The 22140-nt window shown below is 52.3% G+C and carries 22 protein-coding genes and 3 pseudogenes; 10 read left to right on the plus strand and 15 right to left on the minus strand.

Annotated features, from left to right (window positions below):
• Positions 1-423 precede the first annotated feature (423 nt).
• The 5 genes from B4967_RS07230 to B4967_RS07245 all read left to right on the plus strand — a co-directional run bounded on the left by B4967_RS07230 (position 424) and on the right by B4967_RS07245 (position 3135).
• Positions 424-1068: a Tar ligand binding domain-containing protein gene (locus B4967_RS07230; protein WP_083024428.1), complete on the plus strand. Its 645-nt coding sequence runs from the start codon at positions 424-426 to the stop codon at positions 1066-1068.
• Positions 1065-2081: a methyl-accepting chemotaxis protein gene (locus B4967_RS07235; RefSeq protein ID WP_083024430.1), complete on the plus strand. Its 1017-nt coding sequence runs from the start codon at positions 1065-1067 to the stop codon at positions 2079-2081. Before B4967_RS07230 ends, B4967_RS07235 begins: the two co-directional genes overlap by 4 nt.
• 148 nt (positions 2082-2229) lie before the next feature.
• Positions 2230-2625 carry a hypothetical protein gene (locus B4967_RS07240; RefSeq protein ID WP_243470386.1) on the plus strand — a complete coding sequence of 132 codons (396 nt, stop codon included), beginning with the start codon at positions 2230-2232 and terminating at the stop codon, positions 2623-2625.
• Positions 2626-2630: 5 nt separating this feature from the next.
• On the plus strand, positions 2631-2756 hold the full coding sequence (locus B4967_RS20200; RefSeq protein WP_279384671.1) for a hypothetical protein: 126 nt from the start codon (positions 2631-2633) through the stop codon (positions 2754-2756).
• 82 nt (positions 2757-2838) lie between these two features.
• Positions 2839-3135 carry a DUF1330 domain-containing protein gene (locus tag B4967_RS07245; RefSeq protein ID WP_083024432.1) on the plus strand — a complete coding sequence of 99 codons (297 nt, stop codon included), beginning with the start codon at positions 2839-2841 and terminating at the stop codon, positions 3133-3135.
• Between the two features lie 75 nt (positions 3136-3210).
• Here the strand turns inward: B4967_RS07245 and B4967_RS07250 are convergent, their stop codons facing one another.
• The 4 genes and pseudogenes from B4967_RS07250 to B4967_RS18980 form a co-directional block, all read right to left on the minus strand.
• A complete protein-coding gene (locus B4967_RS07250; protein ID WP_083024433.1) occupies positions 3211-3687 on the minus strand; it encodes an NYN domain-containing protein in 477 nt (158 codons plus the stop codon).
• 75 nt (positions 3688-3762) lie between these two features.
• Positions 3763-6884, minus strand: a pseudogene (locus tag B4967_RS07255) (multidrug efflux RND transporter permease subunit).
• 18 nt (positions 6885-6902) lie between these two features.
• Positions 6903-7739 (minus strand): efflux RND transporter periplasmic adaptor subunit, encoded by an 837-nt coding sequence (locus tag B4967_RS07260; RefSeq protein ID WP_243470387.1) that lies wholly within the window; start codon positions 7737-7739, stop codon positions 6903-6905.
• Positions 7676-8065, minus strand: a complete 390-nt coding sequence (locus tag B4967_RS18980; RefSeq protein ID WP_243470388.1) for a hypothetical protein — start codon at positions 8063-8065, stop codon at positions 7676-7678. Before B4967_RS18980 ends, B4967_RS07260 begins: the two co-directional genes overlap by 64 nt.
• A gap of 139 nt (positions 8066-8204) precedes the next feature.
• Here B4967_RS18980 and B4967_RS07265 point away from each other — a divergent pair, with 139 nt between their 5' ends.
• Positions 8205-8939 (plus strand): response regulator, encoded by a 735-nt coding sequence (locus B4967_RS07265; protein WP_083024450.1) that lies wholly within the window; start codon positions 8205-8207, stop codon positions 8937-8939.
• Positions 8936-10015 carry an ATP-binding protein gene (locus tag B4967_RS07270; protein ID WP_083024435.1) on the plus strand — a complete coding sequence of 360 codons (1080 nt, stop codon included), beginning with the start codon at positions 8936-8938 and terminating at the stop codon, positions 10013-10015. The genes B4967_RS07265 and B4967_RS07270 overlap by 4 nt, the downstream gene beginning before the upstream one ends.
• Positions 10016-10077: 62 nt before the next feature.
• On the opposite strand, the gene B4967_RS18985 is transcribed toward B4967_RS07270, so the two are convergent.
• The 3 genes from B4967_RS18985 to B4967_RS07280 all read right to left on the minus strand — a co-directional run bounded on the left by B4967_RS18985 (position 10078) and on the right by B4967_RS07280 (position 12038).
• Positions 10078-10593, minus strand: a complete 516-nt coding sequence (locus B4967_RS18985) for a type II toxin-antitoxin system death-on-curing family toxin (RefSeq protein WP_243470389.1) — start codon at positions 10591-10593, stop codon at positions 10078-10080.
• Positions 10586-11068, minus strand: coding sequence for a virulence RhuM family protein (locus tag B4967_RS18990; RefSeq protein WP_243470390.1), 483 nt, complete (start codon positions 11066-11068; stop codon positions 10586-10588). The genes B4967_RS18985 and B4967_RS18990 overlap by 8 nt, the downstream gene beginning before the upstream one ends.
• A 469-nt stretch (positions 11069-11537) precedes the next feature.
• The gene (locus B4967_RS07280; RefSeq protein ID WP_083024437.1) at positions 11538-12038 is read right to left on the minus strand and encodes an Lrp/AsnC family transcriptional regulator; all 501 of its coding nucleotides are present in this window, start codon (positions 12036-12038) and stop codon (positions 11538-11540) included.
• Between the two features lie 88 nt (positions 12039-12126).
• On the opposite strand from B4967_RS07280, the gene B4967_RS07285 reads away from it, so the two are divergent.
• Positions 12127-13299 carry an MFS transporter gene (locus B4967_RS07285; protein ID WP_083024438.1) on the plus strand — a complete coding sequence of 391 codons (1173 nt, stop codon included), beginning with the start codon at positions 12127-12129 and terminating at the stop codon, positions 13297-13299.
• 91 nt (positions 13300-13390) lie between these two features.
• On the opposite strand, the gene B4967_RS07290 is transcribed toward B4967_RS07285, so the two are convergent.
• The 4 genes and pseudogenes from B4967_RS07290 to B4967_RS07305 form a co-directional block, all read right to left on the minus strand.
• Positions 13391-14341 (minus strand): DUF808 domain-containing protein, encoded by a 951-nt coding sequence (locus B4967_RS07290; RefSeq protein ID WP_083024440.1) that lies wholly within the window; start codon positions 14339-14341, stop codon positions 13391-13393.
• 89 nt (positions 14342-14430) lie between these two features.
• Positions 14431-15348, minus strand: coding sequence for a nucleotidyl transferase AbiEii/AbiGii toxin family protein (locus B4967_RS07295; RefSeq protein ID WP_083024442.1), 918 nt, complete (start codon positions 15346-15348; stop codon positions 14431-14433).
• The gene (locus B4967_RS07300) at positions 15338-16147 is read right to left on the minus strand and encodes a type IV toxin-antitoxin system AbiEi family antitoxin domain-containing protein (protein WP_083024443.1); all 810 of its coding nucleotides are present in this window, start codon (positions 16145-16147) and stop codon (positions 15338-15340) included. Before B4967_RS07300 ends, B4967_RS07295 begins: the two co-directional genes overlap by 11 nt.
• A 181-nt stretch (positions 16148-16328) precedes the next feature.
• Positions 16329-17119, minus strand: a pseudogene (locus tag B4967_RS07305) (PhzF family phenazine biosynthesis protein).
• A 103-nt stretch (positions 17120-17222) separates the two neighbouring features.
• On the opposite strand from B4967_RS07305, the gene B4967_RS21270 reads away from it, so the two are divergent.
• Positions 17223-17441 (plus strand): hypothetical protein, encoded by a 219-nt coding sequence (locus B4967_RS21270; protein WP_083024445.1) that lies wholly within the window; start codon positions 17223-17225, stop codon positions 17439-17441.
• Position 17442: 1 nt separating this feature from the next.
• Here the strand turns inward: B4967_RS21270 and B4967_RS07315 are convergent, their stop codons facing one another.
• Both B4967_RS07315 and B4967_RS18030 read right to left on the minus strand, forming a co-directional pair.
• Positions 17443-17817: a hypothetical protein gene (locus B4967_RS07315; protein ID WP_083024447.1), complete on the minus strand. Its 375-nt coding sequence runs from the start codon at positions 17815-17817 to the stop codon at positions 17443-17445.
• Positions 17817-18068, minus strand: coding sequence for a hypothetical protein (locus B4967_RS18030; RefSeq protein ID WP_083024449.1), 252 nt, complete (start codon positions 18066-18068; stop codon positions 17817-17819). Before B4967_RS18030 ends, B4967_RS07315 begins: the two co-directional genes overlap by 1 nt.
• 240 nt (positions 18069-18308) lie before the next feature.
• Here B4967_RS18030 and B4967_RS17805 point away from each other — a divergent pair.
• Positions 18309-18446: pseudogene (locus B4967_RS17805) on the plus strand (DDE-type integrase/transposase/recombinase); the annotation flags it as partial.
• A 64-nt stretch (positions 18447-18510) separates the two neighbouring features.
• On the opposite strand, the gene B4967_RS18275 reads toward B4967_RS17805, so the two are convergent.
• Together B4967_RS18275 and B4967_RS18280 are read right to left on the minus strand one after the other, a co-directional pair.
• The gene (locus B4967_RS18275; protein WP_139794436.1) at positions 18511-19956 is read right to left on the minus strand and encodes a hypothetical protein; all 1446 of its coding nucleotides are present in this window, start codon (positions 19954-19956) and stop codon (positions 18511-18513) included.
• A 201-nt stretch (positions 19957-20157) separates the two neighbouring features.
• On the minus strand, positions 20158-22140 hold a 1983-nt coding region (locus B4967_RS18280), incomplete at its 5' end, for a hypothetical protein (RefSeq protein WP_207953596.1).

Consider the following 22140-nt stretch of genomic DNA (forward strand, 5'->3'; position numbering starts at 1 on the left):
GCGAATTCCACACCCAACGCCGAAGAGCCTAAAAAATTGGTCTAAAAATATTCAAAAAAAGGTATTAAAGTCATGCAAAATACCGAAATACCCTGAGGTCTTCTGCAATTTTTCCCGTAACTACTTACTAAGTAGTTACTACATACTTGACAGTTTTTAACAATTTTTAAAATTCCCATTGCTCATACACAAAAAAAGCAGCTGAAATAGTTGAACAACGCTCCTCCCTAAGAAATTGACATAAATCATTTTTCTGCCTCCCATTTAACATTAGTTTACAATGCTGTAGTTACTCAGTCTTAGTAAGTGGTTACAATCTTTCTTCAATGGGAACACCACTTTAGCAAATAAAAATCAAATAAGAAGCATAATCACTTACTCCAATACCTCTAAGGCCAACCTGCACATAGCAAAGGGACTACAATGGGAAAAATCATTCACAACCTGTCAATCAAAAAAACGTTAACCATCGTTATGGCAACTTTGGTTTTGTTTATGCTCCTGCTTTCTGCACTGAGTATTGTCATTAACAAGAACGGCTCTAACTCACTGCATGAAATTGCCGACGTTGGTGTTGTGCAGATGAATGCCATTAACCGTACTGAGGCCAACCTCACTCAGGCCAATGGCAGCACCCGCGAGTATCTCAAGGCATGGGAGGATGACGAAAACACCAGTGAAGTAAACCGCTGGAAACAAGAAGCAGAAGCCTCACTAGAGGCAGCTCAACGGCGTATAGAAGAGTTTAATTCCATTGCACCACCTCCAGGAAGCGAACGGGAAACGCTTGCCTCAGAAGCTAATCGGATTTACCAAACTTACACCCTACAGCTGAACAACGTTCTACAAGCGACTACCTTGAATGCCGCAAATTCGGAATGGCTTCAAGTAATGAATGCCAGAAGAGAGTTTCAAACAGTTGTGCGGGATTTTGTACTGCTGACTGAGACAAGAACCACAGAAATATTAACAAACGATGAAAGAAATAGCCGTATCTCTCTCATAGCCACCATTCTTATTGTTGCACTTGCCTTAGCCATGGTCGTCGCTGCTCGTATGGTATTGTGAGAGCGATTATCAACCCCATCAACGCAACCGTTGACTATCTTACCGCCATTGCAAAAGGTGACTTAACACAGACCATCCACCAGCTTGGGCGCAATGAGATAGGGGTGTTGCTAAACGGCTTAAAAGAGATGCAATCTCAGCTGACAGATATTGTCCAAATGCTGAAAATCAACAGCGACAACTTATTCACGGGCACAAATGAAATCTCTATAGGCACCCAAGACCTCTCTTCTCGTACCGAAGAGCAAGCATCCGCGTTGCAAGAAACCGCAGCTAGTTTGGATGAGCTAACCGCTACTGTCAAACTGAACGCCGATAACGCTGCAGAGGCCAATAAAATCACCTCTGGCGCAGCGAAAACCGCCCACACTTCTGCTGAAGAGGGTGAGCAGATGCTGGCGATGATGCGCGAACTGGAAGATAACGCCACCAAAATGGGTGAGATCGTGGGCATTATTGATGGCATCGCCTTCCAAACCAACCTGCTGGCACTGAACGCCTCGGTAGAAGCGGCACGTGCGGGTGAGCAAGGCCGTGGCTTCGCCGTGGTAGCCAATGAGGTGCGCCAGTTGGCCAGCCGCAGTTCGCAGTCTGCCAGTCAGATCCGCTCTATGCTGGAAGTCAGCCGCGCTAAAACCATTGAATGCTCGGGCCAAGCGCAGAAAAGTGGTGTAACCATTCGCGATCTAGCCGAGAGCGTTAGCAAAGTCTCTGCCCTGATGGCAGAAATCACCCAAGCGTCTGAAGAGCAAAGCCGCGGTATTGATCAGGTGAACATTGCGGTTTCACAAATCGATTCAGTCACACAGCAAAATGCGGCGCTTGTAGAAGAATCTAGCAGCGCGGCTGCTTCACTAGAGGATCAGGCACGGCAGCTGGCAGATATTACCGCCAAATTTACAGTGTTGACGACCACAATGGCGAACCAATACACACCTGCCAACCCAACGTATCTTAAGCAGATAGCAAAGCGTGACCGCGCTGAGTTAGAGGCAGACTGGCAAACCTTCTAGATACGCAATAACGTTGGAATACAGGGCGGCCCACTAAGGTCGCCCTTTCCTTTTGAGCCATATTTTCGTTAGGGTCAGAGCGATACACTCGCCTTCCAGGCAGCCCTCGGCTAGGGTGATGAGATTCCATCGTTAAAAGGAGCAGTACATGATTGAGACAAGGGAAGAACTCGACGCCATTAAAAAGTCGTGCCAAACGATGGTCACCAAAAGCGCCAGCCTTTCCGCAGGCACCGCGATTATTCCCGTACCGGGACTGGATATCGGCTCAGACGTCGCGATTTTGATGCGCATCATCCCCAAAATTAACAGCCAGTTTGGGCTGACGCCGGAACAGATCGGCGGCCTGGATACCGACAGCAAGCTGTTCGTGATGACCGCCATCTCCAACACCGGCAGCAAAAGGGCGGGCAAATACATCACCCAGACCCTGATCATCTCCCTACTGAGTAAAATGGGCGTGCGGGTGGCGGCGAAAGGCGCCTCCAAATACGTGCGGCTCATCGGCAGCGCCGTGGCAGGCGGCATCAGCTTCCCGCCATGAAGTACATGGGCAATAGTCATATCGACGATTGCTACACCATCGCCCTCGCCGCGCTAGAGAACCGCCAGCTTGAACACATAGCCGAAGCAGAGATCGTTATAGAATCGGACGACCCTACTAAAGCCAATTAATCCCATAGTCACGCGTCATATGGCAGCGCTTCATGACGGTGGTATGCTTTAGCGACTTTTTATATTGCGCTAGGAGAAAGGAATGCCCGCTTATATCGTTCTGACCCGTGAACACACCCACAACAGCGAAGAAATGCAGCGCTACAGCGAAAAAGCCAAAGCCGCCCGCGAAGGCCACGACCCGCAACCGCTGGCGTTTTACGGCGATTTTGAAGTGCTGGAAGGCAGCGCGATGGAAGGCGCTGTGATTCTGCGCTTCCCCGACATGGCCGCCGCCCGCGCTTGGTACCAAAGCCCCGCCTACCAAGAACTCCCCAAACACCGCTTCCAGGGCGCCGACTACCGCGTCTTCTTGGTGGATGGCATCGAAGAGGCGTAAGGTCGCCTTTCTATTCGGCTCACCTGTTGAGCCGAATAGCCTCTATATTCGGCTCAAACCTCTTTCGCTACTCATTCACCCCAGCAGCAGATCACGCTCGATGGGGATGAACTCGCTCGCGGCGTTAATGAGCGAGGCAGCGGTGAGCTGGGGCACACCGTATACCTCAACGCGCTTACCATGCACCTCGCGAATTTTCTGGGCTAACAGATCGAAGTCGCCATCGCCGGAGACCAGCACTACCACATCCGCTTTCTCGGCGTATTCGATGGCATCGAGGGCGATGCCCACGTCCCAGTCGCCCTTGGCGGAGCCATCCGCGCGCTGGATGAAAGGCTTGAGCCGGACATCGAAACCAATCGCGCGGAGGATATTCTGGAACTCACGCTGCTTAGCGTCGCCTTTATCGATGGCATAGCAGCGGGCGGCCACCACCTCCCGGTTGGCCGTTGCCTGGGCCCAGAAACGGCGGGAATCGAAGTGTTTGCCGTAGGCCTCGCGCACGGTGGAATAGACGTTCTGGGTATCCACGAAGATAGCAACGCGTGTCATGGCAAGGGGCCTCGGCAGTGAGTGTGCCACCATGGTACGCGATAACCGTTGCGTGAGACCCCTGCGTTTGGCTCATCAAAGCGCTTCGTCATTTTTGGCTCGCCAGCCCTTAACACGCTCCTGAAGGCCCATCACGAAAACGAAGAACACCGGGACGAAGAGAATCACCAGCAGCGTTCCGCTGACCATGCCGCCGAAAACACCCGTGCCTATCGCATGCTGGGTGGTTTGGCGCTGGCGCCAAACGCCACCATCAAAGGCACCACCCCTAAACCGAAAGCGAGTGAGGTCATCAGAATCGGGCGCAGGCGCAGGCTGGCGGCTTCCACTGCAGCCTCCATCAGCCCCTTCCCTTGCTCACGCAACTGTTTTGCAAACTCAACAATCAGAATTGCATTTTTCGCCGACAGCCCGATCACGGTGACCATCCCCACTTTAAAGAACACATCGTTCGGCAGGTCACGCAGCAGCATAGCGGCCACCGCCCCCAGCAGCCCCAACGGCACCACCAGGATGACCGACAGCGGAATGGTCCAGCTCTCATAGAGCGCGGCTAACACCAGAAACACCGCCAGGATAGATAGCGCCACCAGCATGGGCGCCTGGGCAGCGGACTGGCGCTCCTGAAGGGACTGCCCCGTCCAGGCCACGGCGAAACCGGGCGGAAGCTGCTGCGCTAGACGCTCCATCTCCGCCATCGCTTCACCGGTGGAAGCCCCCGCCGCCGCGCTGCCGGAAATACTGGCGGCGGCATAGCCCAGGTAGCGCACCATTTGTAGCGGTGTTTCGTCCCACACCGGCGTCACCACCTCTGAGAGCGATACCATGCCTCCCCGGCTATTAAGCACATGCAGCTTGAGCACGTCGTCCACCTGCATGCGTGCCGACTCATCCGCTTGCATAATCACCTGCTGCATCCGGCCCTCATTCGGGAAATCGTTGATGTAGGACGACCCCATCGCGGTAGACAGGATTTCGCTAATGTTGGCGAACGACACTCCAAGCGCTTCGGCTTTCTGGCGATCGATGTCAAGACGAATGCTCGCCCCTGCCGGAAGGCCGTCGGAATAGACGTCGCTGACTACCTTGCTCTGCGCTGCCAATTCAAGCAGCGTTGTCTCGGCAGCCTTAAGGGCGGCCGGCCCCTGGTTGCGTCGATCCTGCAAGAACATCGTAAAGCCGGACTTGGTGCCCAATTCATCAATGGCCGGCGGCAACATACTCATCACCGTCCCTTCGTTCAATTGACTCATGGCTGCCTGAGCTCCTTCCGCTTCACTCGCCGCCGTGGCACCGTCGCGCTTCCCCCACTCCTTTAACGTGGTGAACGCCAGCGCTGTATTCTCGCCGGAGCCTGAGAACCCGAAGCCCAAAATGGACATATTGCCGTCTACGGCAGGGCGCGCCATCACGTACTCTTCATACGCCTTGACCACATCCAAGGTGCGCTCGGTGGTCGCATTGGCGGGTAACTGGATACTGGTCATGAAATAGCCTTGATCCTCTTCGGGCAGAAAGGCCGAAGGCAACTGGCGGAATGCGAACACCAGCACGCCTGCGATGACCACAAACACCACCATGACCCGCCCGCTGCGAGCGACCAGCTTGCCAACACGCGATTCGTAACGGGTAGTCATACGGGCAAGTGCCCGGTTGAACCAACCGAAGAAACCGCCTTTATCGTGGTGCCCCAGCTTAATGGGCTTGAGAAGAGTGGCGCATAGCGCCGGGGTCAGCGACAGCGCCAGAAACGCCGAGAACAGAATCGAAACCACCATTGCCAGCGCAAATTGCTGGTAGATCACACCCACTGAGCCACTCGAGAAGGCCATCGGGATAAACACCACCGTCAGTACCAGAGTGATACCCACCACCGCGCCCGTGATTTCCTTCATCGCTTTAATAGTGGCGTCCTTTGGCGACAATCCTTCTTTCGCCATGATGCGCTCGACGTTTTCGACCACCACGATAGCGTCATCGACGATGATGCCAATCGCCAACACCATGCCAAACATCGTCAGCACGTTGATTGAGAAACCTGCCAGCAGCATCACCGTGAAGGTTCCCAACAACGCAATCGGCGCGACCAGCGCGGGAATCAGCGTGTAACGGATGTTCTGTAGAAACAGCAGCATCACCAGGAAGACCAGTACCATCGCCTCGATGAGGGTATGGATGACCTTTTCGATAGAAACCTTAACGAACGGGGCCGTATTAAAGGGGATCGATGATTTCATGCCCGCGGGTAGCGCCTGGTTTAGCTCAGCCAAACGCGCCTGCACGCCCTCCGCCGTGCGCACCGCATTGGCACCGGGGGCCAGCTGTATGGCCGCCGCCGTTGCTGGCTGGCCATTCTCACGATTGGAGAAGCCGTAGGATTGGGCGCCCAGCTCAACACGCGCCACATCGCCCAACACCACGTTAGAGCCGTCGACATTCGAGCACAGGATGATAGCGGCGAACTCTTCCGGCGTGCTCAATTGCCCTTGCGCGGTCAATAGCGAGGTGACTTTTTGGCCTGGCATGGAGGGAGACGCGCCGATGCTGCCCGGCACAATCGGTGCGTTCTGCTCCGTGATCGCGGTCGAGAGATCATTCACCGACAAGCCAAAAGCAATCAGCTTTTCAGGATCTATCCAGATGCGCATTGCCTGCTCAGCACCGAACAGTTGAACACGCCCGACGCCGTCAATGCGGCGCAACTCCTCGACGATATTGCGCGCCATATAGTCGTTCAGGGCGATCTCATCAAAGCGCCCATCCTCGGAACTCAGCCCCACGATCATCAGAAAACTGGAGGACGCGGACTCTACGCTCAGACCATCCTGACGAACCGCCTGGGGTAACCGGGGCTCGACGGCCTTGAGCCGATTCTGCACATCCACCTGTGCCAGTTCCGGGTTTGTCCCGGGCTTGAAGGTGGCGGTGACAGAGGCCGACCCCGACGCATCGGCGGTCGATTCGAAGTACAGCAGGTTCTTGACGCTGGAGAGCTCTCGTTCAATGAGGCTGAGCACGGCGTCGTTCATGGTCTGCGGCGTGGCACCGGGATACGTCGCGGTGATGGTCACCGAAGAGGGCGCTACCGAAGGGTAGTGAGCGACCGGCAGCTTAGGGATCGCGATCACACCCGCGAGGATGATAAACAGCGCAACCACCCACGCGAAGACGGGACGATGAATAAAAAACTGGGGCATTGCAGATACTCCTGACACTTAGTGAGAAGATGCCACTGAAGCCTCAAGAGGCGATGACCTTTGCCAAGCCACCGCGCTGACGTCGGCCCCCTCCGTCAGGCGCTCGATACCCTCGACGACCACCCGCTGCCCCTCAGTTAACCCGTCCTGAACGCGATAGCTGCCCTCCACCAATTCGCCAAGCTGCACAGCGACCATGTCTACTTGTTCCGCAGCACCCACCACCCAAACATAAGGCTTACCGCCGATGCGCACGACAGACTGCTGCGGTACCGTCAACGCGTTGTCATAGCGTGCATAGGGCACGCGAGCACGCACAAACATACCGGGCAGCAGGCGCCGATGTGGGTTGTCTACGAGTACTCGCAGCAACACGTCGCCCGTGCTGGCCTCCACATTGATACCCGAGAACAGAAGACGCCCGGTGACCTCGTAGGGCGTGCCGTTGCTACCAAGAATGGTGACCGGCAAGCCACTATCTAGGGAGGGATGCGACGCCAGCGCATCTTGCAGCGATGCCAGCGCGGACGCCGAGCGTCGAACATCAACATAGACCTGATCGATCTGCTGAACACGGGCCATGGGCGTGCTATCGCTGCTGGTCACCAGCGCTCCCACCGTGACCAACTCTTGATCAATTCGGCCAGCAATGGGAGACGCCACCGTGGAGAATTCCAAGTCAAGGCGGCGGCGCGACAGCGTGGCACGCGCTTGGGCCACCTCAGCAGCGGCCTGCTGACGTTTGGATACGGCGTCGTCATAAGCCTGGCGGCTCACCGACTGCCCCCTGACTAGCGACTCCAACCGAGCCGACTGCGCAAGTGCATGCGCAAGCTCGGCTTCAGCCTTCTGCAAAGCGGCTTCTGCCGTTCCACTTCCGCCCGAAACGGCGCGGGATTGATGTCGAACAATGGCTGCCCTGCACTTACATCGGTCCCCTGCTCAAACAGGCGACGTTGCACAATCCCGCTCACCTGCGGGCGAATTTCTGCCACTTGAAAAGGCAACACCCGGGCCGGCAAATCTTCGGTCAGCTCCAACGTAATGGGCGCTAAGGTCACCACAGACACGCGGGCAGCAGGCGGGGCCGCTGCTTCTTGCTCAACAGGCCCGCAAGCGGTTAACACGCTTAGCAGTAAGGCACAGAGGCCACCATAGCGGTAACTATGTCGGATCGTCATGCATCGTCCCTTCAGGCATTGGCAAACATTTGCCTACTTATAGAATTGAAGGGGACTATATCGCTGGTGCGTGGTATTCCTGTCGACGGTATGTGTAGATATGATGGAGAACACAATGAATGTTTCATTAGGCGCTCTCATGTCCACGCATCACCCGTCGCCAAGCGTTTCTTCTGGCCTACACGCACTGGTTCTCATCGCCGAAGACGAGCCTGAGATCGCTGAGATTCTGCAGGCTTATCTGAAACGCGCGGGCCTGCGAACCATCCACGCAGAGGATGGACGCAAAGCGTTAGACATGCATTTATCGATGAAGCCTGACCTCGTCTTACTCGATGTAAAAATGCCTAAACTGGACGGTTGGCAGGTGCTGTCTGAGGTTCGCCACCGTGGCGAGACGCCCGTCATCATGTTGACCGCGATGGATCAGGACATTGATAAGCTGATGGGCCTGCGTTTTGGTGCCGACGACTACGTCGTCAAACCGTTTAACCCCGCCGAGGTCGTCGCTCGCGCGCAGGCAGTGTTAAGGCGCACCATGGCGCATGCGGGCCATCAATCCCAGGTTCTCCGGGTGCCGCCCTTTGAGATCGACCTGGAACAACACGAAGCTTTTGCGGAGGTGGGAGGAGACTCGCGCAGCCTTGCTTTAACGCTCACTGAGTTCAGGTTGTTAGCGCACCTTGCCCGCGCGCCCAAAAAGGTGTTCACCCGCGCCGAGCTGTTGGCCGCTTGCTTACCCGAAGGCGAGGCGCTTGAGCGCACCGTCGATAGCCATATCAGCAAGCTGCGTAAAAAACTGGAAGATGTCGATGTGAAAGGCATGCCCGTGGGCATACGCGGCGTTGGGTATCGCCTATGGGGGGCAGAATGAAACTCATTGGGCTAAGCCGCACCATCGCGTTAACCATGGCCGCGATGGCGTTTGGGATTACGCTGTTCGTCGTGGCAGCCTCTTATGTATTCTATTTCATTGCCTTCCACTTTTGGGAAGGGTCGGTGAGCGATCCCAACATGTTCCCGACAGGCCCCGAATGGGCTTGGCTCGCTGGCACGACGTTAGTTGGGCTAGCGTTCCCCGTGATAGTGGGCATTCACTTAGCGCGTCGCATTCTGGTGCCACTCAACTCCGTCACAGAAAGTATTCGTCGGGTCGCGCAAGGCGACCTGGACGCACGCGCCACCACCGGTGACCGCTCGTTAGGCGAGGCCGCCGTATTAGCCAACGACTTCAATGCGCTAGCCGACCAATTGCAGCGAATGTCCAAAGATATGGCGTTTTGGAATGCGGCCATCGCCCATGAGCTACGTACGCCGGTGACTATCTTGCGCGGACGTTTACAAGGCTTGGCAGAGGGTGTCTTCCCACCCAAAACGGCACAGTTTCAAAGCCTGCTTACTCAAATCGACGGCATGGCACAACTGATTGAAGACCTTCGCGCCGTGAGCTTGGCTGAAAGCGGTCATCTGAATATTGAGATCAAGGAATGTGATCTTTCTGCTGAAATTGAATCCGTCGTTGAGTTTTGTCGACATGCGCTGAATGCATCACAGCATTATCCAATCCTTGATCTGCAGTCTGGCGCTACGTATTGCGACCCCTTCCGTATTCGTCAGGCGTTGCTGGCGCTGCTTGAAAACGTTCGCCAGCATGCATCGCCAGGACCCATCATCATCCAAACGCGCCAGGATGCCAGTTGGTGTGTTTTGCGTGTTAACGACGCTGGCCCAGGCATACCACAGGAAGATGCTTCTCATATTTTCACGGCGTTCCGACATGCGCGGGACACCGAAAATGGTACGCCGGGAGACAAGCGAGGCAGCGGGCTAGGGTTGGCGGTAGTGGCAGCGATTGCAAAAGCCCACCATGGCGAGGCCAGATGCACCCCCTCTGATGAGGGTGGCTCTTGTTTTGAGTTGAGCTGGCCTACTCAATCACATAGGGCGTGATTACTTGAATAATCGGCGGTCGCTGCCATGCATTAGATCTCAGCACTGCCTTATTGATAGCTTCATTCGTCTTTCAGCAGTATGAAATGCTCAATCAGCCGAATCATCAACGTTTTCTGATCAGGTAGGCTTTCAGCCACTAACAGCGCTAATGCGACAAGCGTATTGTCGTTGATCAGTTGCTCAACGGGCCGGGCTAGCAAAGCTGCGTTGCGTCGCAAGTACCATAGAAACAGAAACGACCCACAGCGCTTATTTCCATCGGCCAGAGGGTGATTCTTGATCACAAAATAAAGCAGGTGCGCCGCTCGGGTGGCCACATTGGGGTAAAACAGTTCGTCGCCAAAGCCTTGCTCAATGGTGGCAAGAGCTGAGGTCAAACCGTCGCCCCGCACCTGCCCAAACAGTTCGGTTGCTTCGCCTTTAGCGATTAAGGTCTGTTTTAACTCGCCAATGGCTTTCAGGGCTTCTTCCAACTCAAGTGAATGCATACCGGGCTGTTTAATGTTTAGCTCGGTCAATTGTTGCTCGTCGTAACCTTGCAGCAGGCTCCAGGAACGAGCGTAATCGCTAATCACACGAGCAACCGCTTCGCCTTCTGTTGAAACCAAGCCTTGATTGGTCAGGGTTCGACTGAGCAAATTCACCGTTTTGCTCAAACTCTATGCCACGCTCGGTTAGACGGCGCTGGTTGAGAGTATAGCCTTGCACCAAATGGTCTTTTAATACTTGAGTTGCCCACTTTCGGAAATGGGTGGCACGCTTTGAGCTAACCCGATAACCAACAGAAATAATGGCATCAAGATTGTAGTGTTTGGTGCGGTATCGCTGCCCATGCTCAGCCATATGTTCCAAAATGGAACATGTGCTGCCTTCATTCAGCTCTCCACTTTTATAAATATTACTTAAGTGTTTGGTGATTGCAGGGCGCTTGGTGTTAAACAGCTCTGCCATCTGCGCTTGGCTTAACCAAACGGTCTCTTGCTCAAGCGTTACCTCTAGATGGGCTTGGCCATCTTCGCTGGTGAATATCTGTATTTGCTGATCATTCATGAGTGCTGCCTCCCAGGTTTACATAAAGCGCTTTGCGACTTCAAAACAAGCACCTCCCAAGCAAGCAGCACTCAATTCAGCAGTGGTCAATCCAGCAGTACTCATCTTTCCATACTAAAAGAGAGACTCAAGCGCGCCCACCATTAGAGGTTAAGTAAACCTTAACATAAAAACTGTTTATTCATACAGCAAAATATCACCATGGTTCTGCCAAATAAATCTGCCTAGAAAGAGTGGGCGCTTCAACGCACAAAAACCATCACCACCATGGTCAGCAATAGCAAGTACACCCTGGCATGAATACGGTCAGGGATTCGCCCAATCCTGTGTTCACAATCTTTTCGGCTCACTAAATGAGCCGAATAAGCGTTTTATTCGGCTCAAGAGTCATTGGGGAAGTGGTCACGATAGAACAGGTGTATCGCCGTGCTGCCCTTGAGCGCGACTACATTTACCTTGAGCGGGCTACCTAATCTGGCGATGGGCCTCTTTCCAGGAATGTTGAAAGCGCAATGTAGCTGCGAACAGACCTGACACCTTCAAGGCTCTGAATCTCCATCAGGAAGTCTTCGAGAGATTCGGTGTTAGCCGCGCGTACTTTAATGAACACACAACCATCTCCAGCCACGGTGTGCAGCTCTTCTACTTCGGGTCTGTCAGCAAAGGCCAGTAGTTTGCGCGTGGCGCTGTAGCTGCTGGTATCGACCAGCAAGAAAGTCAGCAGCGTTCGGCCAAGCTTGCAGCCGTCCAGTATGGCGACGGTGCCCTTAATGACTCCATCACGCTTAAGCCTTTTAACGCGATCATGCACAGCGGGGGCGGATAGGTGCACGATTTTGCTGAGTTCAGCGTAGCTACGCGACGCATCTTCGGCGAGCGCTCCTAATATTTTTCGGTCAATTGAATCAAGTTCAGCCGGATGATGCTTTATCTGCCGAATAGCATCTGTTTCTTTATCTGACGGCGCCATTATCGTTTTACCTCCGAATATTATTTTCAATAAAATAAATATAACCGAACCACATTCGATTGAAAATATCATATACGGAGACACTATTATGCCATTAGCACTTTTCGCGTTAGCGATTGGCGCGTTCGGTATCGGAATGACGGAATTTGTTGTCGCTGGCATCCTTCCCCAAATCGCCAGGGATTTCGGCGTCGATATACCCACGTCAGGTTTAATGGCCACCACCTACGCATTAGGCGTGTTCGTGGGCGCGCCCATCCTGACGATTCTAGGCGCCAAGGTGCCACGTAAAACGATGCTAATTAGCCTCGCCCTCATCTTCACGCTAGGTAACGTAATCACGGCAGTGGCGCCGACGCTCCCCATCGCGCTGGCGGGCCGTATTTTAACGGCGTTCAACCATGGCACTTTCTTCGGCATGGGCTCCATCATCGCCGCCTCGCTGGTCGCGAAAGACCGTCAAGCAAGTGCCATCGCCTTCATGTTTTCTGGGCTCACGATGGCCAACCTGTTTGGCGTACCTGCTGGCACCTGGCTCGCGCAAACCTACAGCTGGAGGCTAGTGTTCTGGTTGATCGCCGGGATCGGTCTGATCACCGTCATCAGCATCGCGCTGCTAGTTCCCCAGATCAAAGCGGGCAAGGCCATCGCCTTGAAGAGTGAACTACGTGCCTTCGTAGACCCCCAGGTGCTGCTCGCCATGGGCATTACCGTCTTCGGCCCTGCCGCCTTCTTTACCTCTATTACCTACATCGCCCCAATGATGGTCGAAGAGGCAGGATTTACCGACACCGGTGTGGCAAAACTGATGGTTTTGTTCGGGCTGGGCCTGGCGGTTGGCAACTGGATAGGTGGTCGCTTTGCTGACCGTTCACTTTTCGGAACGCTGTTTGTGACCCTTGCCGCGCAGGCGGCGGTACTTTTCGTCTTCTGGCTGGGCGTTGGGAACGGCGTTGTGGCTTCGGCCTCTGTCTTCCTGATGGCCGCCTTTGGTTTCGCCACCGTCTCCCCGATCCAGAAACTGGTGATGGACCGTGCCAGCCAAGCAGGCGCGCCCACCATGGCAGCATCAGTGAACATCGGCATGTTCAACCTCGGTAATCCAATCCAAGCATGGGTGGGTGGCGCGACGATTGCCGCCGGGTTCGGTTTGGCCTCTCCAAACTGGGCGGGTGCCATCCTTTCGCTGATCGCTTTAGGCTTGGCCGTTATTGCCTGGACAAGCGCCGGTCAGCAATATTCAGCGGCGCTGGCAGAGTAAGGTCACGGGAAATACCTTCACCCTATCTCACAAAAATGCCCGCCTTGATGGCGGGCATTTAGATGCCTGATACTTACTTCGCGGCGCGCACCTACTCAGCATGCGCCTTCTTGGTGGGAATGAGGTGCAGCGCCCCCACCACCACCGAGCCCACCAAAAAGCCAATCACCGCTGAACACAGCGTATTAAAGCTCCAGCCCAACGTGCCGCCCAAAGAGCCGGTGGCCTCGCGAATACCTAGCTCAATATGGTGTACCCACTCATAGGGCGCGCTGAACCAGCCCGTTCCCTCGGCCCCCAAAGTCACCATCAAGATATGCCCACCTACCCAAAGCATGGCGATGGTGCCCACCACCGAGATGGTCGCCAGCACCTTGGGCATGGCCGTGACCAAGCCCCGGCCCAGCGCCTGTACGCCCGAATAATCCCGCTGGGCGAGTTTCAAGCCCACATCGTCCATCCTGACCAGCAGCGCCACCACGCCATACACCAGTATCGTGATAACAAACGCCACCACCACCAAGCTGGCTAGCTGTGACCAGAACCCCTGATGAGACACCGTCGCCAGCGCAATCACCATAATTTCAGCAGAGAGAATTAGATCGGTGCGGATGGCACCACTGACGATCTTCTTCTCGGCCTCCGGCCCTTTTTCGACCGCGGGCTTGTCATCGTCATGCTGGCCCGAGAGCTTATGCCACACCTTCTCCGCGCCCTCAAAAGCTAAGTAGGTGCCGCCCATCATCAGGATGATCGGCAGTAGCCCGGGCAGAAAATGATTCAGCAGCAGCGCCGCCGGTAGGATAAAAATCAGCTTGTTGCGGATAGAGCCCAGCGCGATCTGCTTCACAATCGCCAGCTCACGCTCTGCCACTACCCCGTGCAAATATTGCGGCGTCACCGCCGCATCATCCACCACCACCCCGGCCGCGTTTGCCGACGCACGACCAGGGGCGGCGCTCACCTCGTCCAGTGATGCTGCGGTCAACTTCGCCAATGCGGAACCGTCGTCCAGTAATCCTATTAAACCGCCAATAGCCATGGGTGCTTCCTCCGTGAATAAGCATTGCAGATAGTAAAGCACACGGTGGCTGGGGCGGGCGGACTCTTTCGCATCCCCATTTGCACCTCTTATCCCCGCAAGTGCTCCAGCTCATGGCGTTGCTCACCATGTTTCGCGGCGTTATCGCTTTTCAGTTTTTTCAGGTTGATGAGTTTCCAGCGTACAGCAGGCAGATTGGCTGCTTCTGGGCGGCCGATGGCATCAAAATCCGGTAGACCGTCATGCAGGCTCAGTAAGAAGCGTTTGGTATTTTCATCAAAGCGTGACTGAATATCCGCAATCAATCGCTTACGTATGCTCAACAGTTCTGCGAGGCTAACAGGAGTTCTGGTCATACCCTCAAATTCTTGTGTATAAGGCTGATCAAGATCGATGAGGTTTGGATTCAATAGCTCATGTGAAGGGCGCGAAGAGCTCGCTATATAAACCAACAATGTGCGAAACAAAGCATCCGTTAGGCCCTCGTTATCGTAAAGGAGCTTCACATCATAAAGATCACGCGGATGTTGACGATCTAAGGCGGCATGCAGTTTTCCGCCAAACAAGTCCTCGAATGAAACGATCCTCATTTCTGCGTAGCCGAAATCATCCTCAACAGTATCGGACACTGAGCGCATTTGAGGCTCATGAACAACACCACGTGCAACGGGTGACGTTTCAATTTTAATCTCCGCACCACCAAGACGCGCCAGCAAACGCGTGGCTCCACCACCGCCGCCTTTTATACGTTGCGTTTTGGCACCAACGATGCCGCCTTCAATAGACTCCGCAATGCGATCCATTGCTTCGTTGATATCGGTAAGGCTGTCACTTCGATCTTTCATCGGTAGATAGGTCAGATCGATATCCACCGATAACCGGGGAAAATCACGATAAAATAAGTTTATCGCTGTGCCGCCCTTGAGCGCGAAGACCTCTTCCTTAGCAACATACGGAAGGATACGTACTAGTAGCGCAACCTGCGCCTCATAAATCTCACGTGCCATCGCTAGCACCCTCCCCCGTAAATTCTGCAGGCACCATAATACGATAGCGAGGATGAATCTTACCGCCTTTGACGAGTGCCCTATCGCCACTGCCAAGGTTGAACGCGGTGACATCAAGACGCTTGCGCCAAGGGTGGTCATGGCGATCCGCAAAGACAAAGAATAGCCGCTTTACCTTAATCTTCTTACAACTGTGCAGTAGTACGGACAGCACTTTTGGTCGTAACGTCGTCAAGCTCTCAAAGAGCATATCGAGGTGATGAAAGCTCTCGTGGTCGGGCAGCTCATCCATAGCTTCCATCACCGCCCTTTCGGGCATCGACATGGTAAGCACCCACTCCCATGGCAGTGCGTCTTCATTATTGTTTCTCTGATTAGCTAGCCCTAGCGATGAATCAGAAAACAGTAACGTGTTGCGGATTTTGATGTGTGCGGTAAGTGGTAGCTTGCTGAGCCAGCTAGGGATCGTATGACCGTATACCCAAACAGGCGCATTGCTGCCCAAACGTAAATAATGATCATACCCCTGCAAGGAGAGTGCCGTGGTGCCACCGATATGAATGTCATAACGCATGATGTGATGCATGGAGAGCAGGCAGGTTTTCCAATCGATGGCTGTGCTGGGCGCAGGACGCCGGAATACGCCTCGGTTAACCCTCTCTAGCCAGCCATTTTCGACGTATTTACGTGCCAGAAAGCGGCTAACGCCATGTCGTTCAAGCCAAGCGGTATCCACCATAAACCCAGGTGGTATGGCTTCTAATAAATTCTTTAATATTGATTTATTTTGTGTACTCATAGGACACAAATTAGCATTTAACTAAAGAATTCACCACACTCGACTTTGAAAAATATAAATTTGGTGTACCTATAGACCACAAATTACCAGATTCATAAAGCAAAAGAACGGTGTGCTTATTTACTTATTTGTTTTCAATCCTGATACTCCCGCTGAGCCTCATCGCTATAGCCTATGCTCATTAGCTATCAGGCAGCGTGATTTGCCCCATTAGATAAGGCGCAACGCGGCCTTTAATCATCACGCGCTCGCCTTCTACCACGCAGCTCAGCGCGCCTTGGCGTGCGCCACCCTGGCGGGCAGTCAGCGCTTGCTTACCCAAACGCGCGGCCCAGTAAGGTGCGAGCGACGTATGCGCCGAGCCGGTGACCGGGTCTTCTTCCACGCCGACCTTGGGGCCAAACCAGCGAGAGACAACATCCACGTCATCGCCTTTCGCGGTAACGGCCACACCTCGCCCCGGTAATTGCTTAAGCCGCTGCATATCCGGTGCAAGGCGTTCAATCACACTCGCCTCCTCGACCACCACCACAATGTCATCCGAGATCAGCAGTTCCTCGATTTCGATACCGCCCAGGGCAGCGGCTACCTCTGCGTGCATGTTTAGCGGTGCGAGCGTTTTTGCGGGAAAATCCATCACCAGCACATCGCCCTCACGCCGAACGGTCAGTACACCGCTTCTGGTTTCAAAGGCCACCACCTCGGCCACCACGCCAAGGCATGGAACACCACCCAGGCCGCCGCTAAGGTGGCATGACCGCACAGATCTACCTCCACCGAAGGCGTAAACCAGCGCAGGTGATAGCCCGCTTCCGTGGGTACGAAAAACGCGGTTCCGGACAGGTTATTCTCCGCTGCAATGGCCTGCAGCAGCGCATCATCCAACCATGCATCCAGCGGGCACACCGCCGCTGGGTTGCCTTCAAAGGGTTTTGAGGCAAAGGCATCTACTTGGTAGAGGTCTATTTTCATGGGTTATCCCGAAGCAAAGAAAAGAATCTCATCAAGATATCGTAGAAACGTGCAGGTGAGGGTTAACAAAGTCCAGCAGAAGGCAAGCACGCTGAGCCTCCCTATGAGCGGGAGTAGCCTTCTAAGCGTTGCCTTTGCGACGGTGGCCCTGGTTATGATCGTCACGGCACGCTTTGCCGAACGTTTCGCAACGCGCTGGGGCATTCCAGACTGCGCTCTGCGTGGCGCGCTGCAAGACTTCAGCGACATGGCCGCTTACCGCCTATACCGGTGGAATGGCAGCGCTGACTCTAGTGTTGCTCACCGGCCTAGCGCGTGCTGAATCACAAACGTAAGGGTAATGCCGCTTCTGGCGGAGGCATCAAGCTCAATCGCGCATCGTTAAGCGCTGAGTTCGTCTCCGCCTGGAAGCCATCACGGCCACTACCGCGATGCAAAGGGCAACGGCAACACCCGCCCACACAAAATGGGAAAGGCCGCATTAATCGCTCAAACAGTGGCGCAAGGGCCTGACCAAACATATAACCGAGCGTGACCCAGGCGGCCGACCAGAGCAACGCCGAAATAGCATTGAGCAGGATAAATCGTGGCCAAGGATAATCGGTCGTGCCAATCGTAACCGCACCGGCCATGCGCAGCCCATAAAGGAAGCGCAAGGAGAAGGCGAAAACGTCCGGGTGGGCGTTGAACGTGGTCACTACACGCCCACCCGCTGCGCTCCCCTGAACCGAACGAACGATAGCGCTATTGCGCCCGCCATGCCCAAGCAGGAAGAACATTGATCCGCCACGAAAGAACCCAACGCCAGGGCGATGATAGCGGGCCAAACGCCGATCAAGTGCTGATGAGACATGGTGCCGCCAAGCATCGCGATGCCTTCGCCCTCCAAGCTCGCCCCCACGAACAAGCCGAAGCTGCCATAATTCGCCACCAAATGCTCAAGCGTCATTTGCGTTCATCCATAAAGTTACCCCGGAGCCGTAGGCGGCACGTAAACGCCATTTTTATAGCGATTCGGGATGATGCGGAGGGTTGAATAGGGCTTTTTAGCGGCAGGCAGCTTATTCAATCTGCGAGAGGCATTCAACAGCAACGCATCCACCAATGCAGCGAAACCAGCAACCCGTTATTATCCTGCTAAATACTTTACCTGCTGGCATCATGCACATCGCTACCGAACCACTTATAGCGTCAGTTTAATGTTGAGGCACTCAACCGAGTTTGGTGTGGCGACGTCGCGTATACCTTGACAGGAAACCGCTGGGCTTATCTTGCCGTTGTCATTGATCTATTTGCTAGAAAACCGATTGGCTGGGTAATCCCCTATCTTTAGAGGGATTCAAAAGAACCATTGCGGTCGCGAGGTGTGCACAGTGCTTCCTCTTCCCTTTTTACCATCTATTTCTTCGCTGAATATTCTGTGTTATTGGATTATATGTACCACGGCTATAACTCCGCACAACAGCATTAGCCTTAACTGCATCACCAATGTGTTCTCGGATTCTGACTATTGCTTCGTGCGAGGCAACGACTAACCATCCATTCGAACAAATATCATCCATTTTAGGTGGTTGTCGAGAAATAGGACCATCTTTCCAGTAGATGCTTTCAACCATTACATCCCCTTTCTCATTGATCCAGCAGAACACTCCTTCATCAGAAACAGACCAACCCAGGAACAAACCAATAGATGGATTTAGTGCTAACCACTCAACGCCTCCATGATCGATGTATGCACCTGCACCATAAATTACCAGTGATGGTTCTCTGGTAGCAGTAATTTCAGGGTAATCAATTGCAGACCAAGACATCATACTTGGGAAGAAAGCATAAGCTGAGGTAACTTCTACATCGTCATTCCATTCAGGGTGACAGACTGTAGACATACGAACTTCCGTCGGTAAATCCCAATCTAACCAACTCCAGGTTGTAAGTTCACCAATAATTTGTTTTCCAGTGTCTATACGATCAACAAATTGTGTAATACCTTGTTCAACATTTCCCAACCATTCATCGTGCTTATGAGATATATCTCGATCTTTTGCTTTCGGTACAACAATACACTCAGGTCTAATAGCGGGCTCAAGCTCCAATAACAGTTCATCACTACGTTTGAAAATATCTCGCAGAAGATCAACTCCTTGAGGAGGTATTCGCCCTGCATCCAACAACTCGCATACCACATGAGAGAGTGCTAGCTTTGCCACTTTTGGTCTCAGCCGATGATAAGTCAGCTTGAGTCCAACCCCTTCCAACCAATTTCTATAAACTTCCTCAGCCTGCTTATTGCATTCATTCTCTGAAATCAAAGTTTTCTTAAACTCACAAACTCTGTAGGCTAAGTTCTCAAACGGTACGTTTGAGAACTTAGCCACAAGCTTCGCTTCAGTCATCAACGGCCTAAGCAACTCAATCGGGTCATCAACATCAGGAAGTGTTTCCCCAGGGCGGATAGCTGAAAAAGGAATAGCTTCCTTTTTATTACTTATTTCTGGTAACTCCAATTCGTATATCAAAGGTAACTTTGAGCGTTCATGTGGAGGTAGACTACCTTCGATTTCTAGCCTACTAGACAAATCCAAGGCAATCATCCTCACACTAAAGTCTTCCGATGCACAGAGTGCAGATATTTCCTGCTCAAATTGAAGAACAAGCCCTTTGAAATCCTTTGCCAGGCTACTTAACAAAGACACTACTTTTACCTGCGTCAACCCAATTTTGTCTATTCTATGAGCTACTTGCCTAAGAATTTCTGACCAATTTGCTTCAATTTTAGCCAAATCAACAATTGCCTGATGAGCCATAACCCCTAATTCAGGAATAGCGACATCAAGCATATCGAATGCAAACTCAATGAGTAAACTAGCATCCTTTTTCTCGCCAATGTCATCTAACAGCCCCAGTGGTTTCTCATCACCTTTTTCAAAAGCGTCTAGCTGGTATGCATGTTCTTTGATTTCCTTCCAAATGGGCAGGATATCTTTATCCTCAAAGAGGATATCGACAATTGCTGGTAAGTTCCAAATTAAACTGCTTTGCTACCTATATTCACCAATATAATCATCAACTAAGCAAGCTAGCGCTTTAGGTCGCCACTGTTTAGCATCAATTTCAACAAGGGCTCTAAATATCGACTGCCTAGAACCCCCATCCCAATGCAAACCCCAACCTTTGGCATCCGAGTTAACGAATAAACCTTCTAATAAGCTGTTTGCTTTATCCACTTCACCATGTGAAGACAATGCGCTAGCAATACAAGAAACGACATTACTATCAGGATTAACTGGCTTTAATAACTTATAGAGCTCCTCTAATTGAGGGACACTCATACCTTTTAAAAAAGGTTGAATTAATTTCATCCAGCGGAAATAATCAACGGATTCAACAGTTCGAAGAAGCTGAAAAAGGCTTTCAAAAGAATTTACTTTCAGCTGAGCATCTTCAACTGTAAGTTTTTGTCCGGTATTTAATGACAAAGAGGGCTCATGAGTAACATGCTTTTCTTGGGGGGTAGAAATAGCCATTGATGCATAAAAACTATTGTCCAACCCCGCTTCTCTGACGCCAAGCGCTACCCCCTCTAACCACGAGTAACGATTTGAAGGTAATAAATGTGTATTGATAGACGCAATAAGCTCTTTTATCTCATACGTCACACTATCATCAGAAGATTGGCAGCACCGAGATACTAGTTTTTTAGGCAGGTCAGAAGGATTGTACTCTTCGAAAGGGATCAGTAGCTTTCTCGCCATCACTGATATTTCTTTAAATGGCGGGCTAGAGCCATCAAGCATTCCAGACAGCAACCCTGCTAGGCCCGGAGCATAATCAAGTCCTTTATGGGCGAATAACCACCTCAGGAGCTTTAAGCCATATCCCGGGTTCCAACGAGTGGTAATGGTGATGAGATCAAGTCCTGCCTCCTGCGTGCCGCGACCATTTCCCGACTGTTCCAAATTTACTAACGCCAAAGAAAAGCGACATATTTCACCGTATGCTAAATCAGGATATTGACTGATCAACTTACCTAACCACGATACCCAATGGGAAAATTGCCTGTCTTTCCTATGATATATTCCAAAAGAACCCATGAAGATTTTTGGTAACAGGCTAGCCGCTCGATCTGGCTTACCAATCTTTGACCACATTATAGAAAGTTTATAGTACTCAGATATTTGGGAGTGGATTTCGTCAAAACCTGGGATCTCTTTTTCGATTTGATCCAGTACGTCAACTAAATCATCCCTGCCATACCCTTCCTTATACAAAGTGAAAGTAATTTCTCTGCGCCAGCTAGTCGGCCAATAACGTCTATCCCAATCTTTTCTAAACGCATCGGCTAGAGCCAAAATACAATCATGTCCATGTTGAGCAGTAGCCCTTATTGCGAAGTTAAAGTAATCAACAGCGGCTGATTCGAACTCATACCACCCAATCCAATCCCTTGTTTGATTATAATGCTTTCGTAACAATTCAAATGATGGCTTTATTTCTTGTACAATAAAGCTTGGTAGCAGATTCTCTCCAGCCCAACCTCGTCCCCAAATGCTTGAAAACCTCACTAAAGCACGTTCAAATAAGACGTTTCCTGTATACTTTTCTTCGCTTTCATTTGGAACCACCTTAATAGGATCAACACATTGTCCCAGAGCTGCTCGTAGTCTATTAAGGCGAATACTATCTACGAATGGACTTAAGTTCTTCCATTGGCCATGAACGCCATGTTTATAAAGCTTTGGCTGTTCTAAACTTTCAAACCATTCTTTAGCTTTTTCTATACTTCCATTGACTCTGTAATCCAGTTCAGCAACCAACAACTTTTCTGAAAAATCCAAGTCATCACTTTCAGACCAGTCAATCACTGCCTCGAATGCGGTGCCTATCAAAGCCGATGGATATTGGTTAATGCATATGGAGAAACATAAACTTATAAGACTATCAAAGCACTCCTTTTTTTCTGATAATAAAGAAAAAAGCTCATCTATCTTTTCTGGCTCGTCGACGTTGGGTGTGGAATTCGC

Origin of the sequence: Vreelandella lionensis, from assembly GCF_002087295.1 — a bacterium.
GTDB lineage: Bacteria > Pseudomonadota > Gammaproteobacteria > Pseudomonadales > Halomonadaceae > Vreelandella > Vreelandella lionensis.

Coding starts and splice junctions, on each gene's coding strand:
- B4967_RS07230 (WP_083024428.1), top strand. CDS start 424: ATGGGAAAAATCATTCACAACCTGTCAATCAAAAAAACGTTAACCATC.
- B4967_RS07240 (WP_243470386.1), top strand. CDS start 2,230: ATGATTGAGACAAGGGAAGAACTCGACGCCATTAAAAAGTCGTGCCAA.
- B4967_RS20200 (WP_279384671.1), top strand. CDS start 2,631: ATGGGCAATAGTCATATCGACGATTGCTACACCATCGCCCTCGCCGCG.
- B4967_RS07245 (WP_083024432.1), top strand. CDS start 2,839: ATGCCCGCTTATATCGTTCTGACCCGTGAACACACCCACAACAGCGAA.
- B4967_RS07250 (WP_083024433.1), bottom strand. CDS start 3,687: ATGACACGCGTTGCTATCTTCGTGGATACCCAGAACGTCTATTCCACC.
- B4967_RS18980 (WP_243470388.1), bottom strand. CDS start 8,065: ATGACGATCCGACATAGTTACCGCTATGGTGGCCTCTGTGCCTTACTG.
- B4967_RS07265 (WP_083024450.1), top strand. CDS start 8,205: ATGTCCACGCATCACCCGTCGCCAAGCGTTTCTTCTGGCCTACACGCA.
- B4967_RS07270 (WP_083024435.1), top strand. CDS start 8,936: ATGAAACTCATTGGGCTAAGCCGCACCATCGCGTTAACCATGGCCGCG.
- B4967_RS18990 (WP_243470390.1), bottom strand. CDS start 11,068: ATGAATGATCAGCAAATACAGATATTCACCAGCGAAGATGGCCAAGCC.
- B4967_RS07280 (WP_083024437.1), bottom strand. CDS start 12,038: ATGGCGCCGTCAGATAAAGAAACAGATGCTATTCGGCAGATAAAGCAT.
- B4967_RS07285 (WP_083024438.1), top strand. CDS start 12,127: ATGCCATTAGCACTTTTCGCGTTAGCGATTGGCGCGTTCGGTATCGGA.
- B4967_RS07290 (WP_083024440.1), bottom strand. CDS start 14,341: ATGGCTATTGGCGGTTTAATAGGATTACTGGACGACGGTTCCGCATTG.
- B4967_RS07295 (WP_083024442.1), bottom strand. CDS start 15,348: ATGGCACGTGAGATTTATGAGGCGCAGGTTGCGCTACTAGTACGTATC.
- B4967_RS07300 (WP_083024443.1), bottom strand. CDS start 16,147: ATGAGTACACAAAATAAATCAATATTAAAGAATTTATTAGAAGCCATA.
- B4967_RS21270 (WP_083024445.1), top strand. CDS start 17,223: ATGAGCGGGAGTAGCCTTCTAAGCGTTGCCTTTGCGACGGTGGCCCTG.
- B4967_RS18030 (WP_083024449.1), bottom strand. CDS start 18,068: ATGACGCTTGAGCATTTGGTGGCGAATTATGGCAGCTTCGGCTTGTTC.
- B4967_RS18275 (WP_139794436.1), bottom strand. CDS start 19,956: ATGCTTGATGTCGCTATTCCTGAATTAGGGGTTATGGCTCATCAGGCA.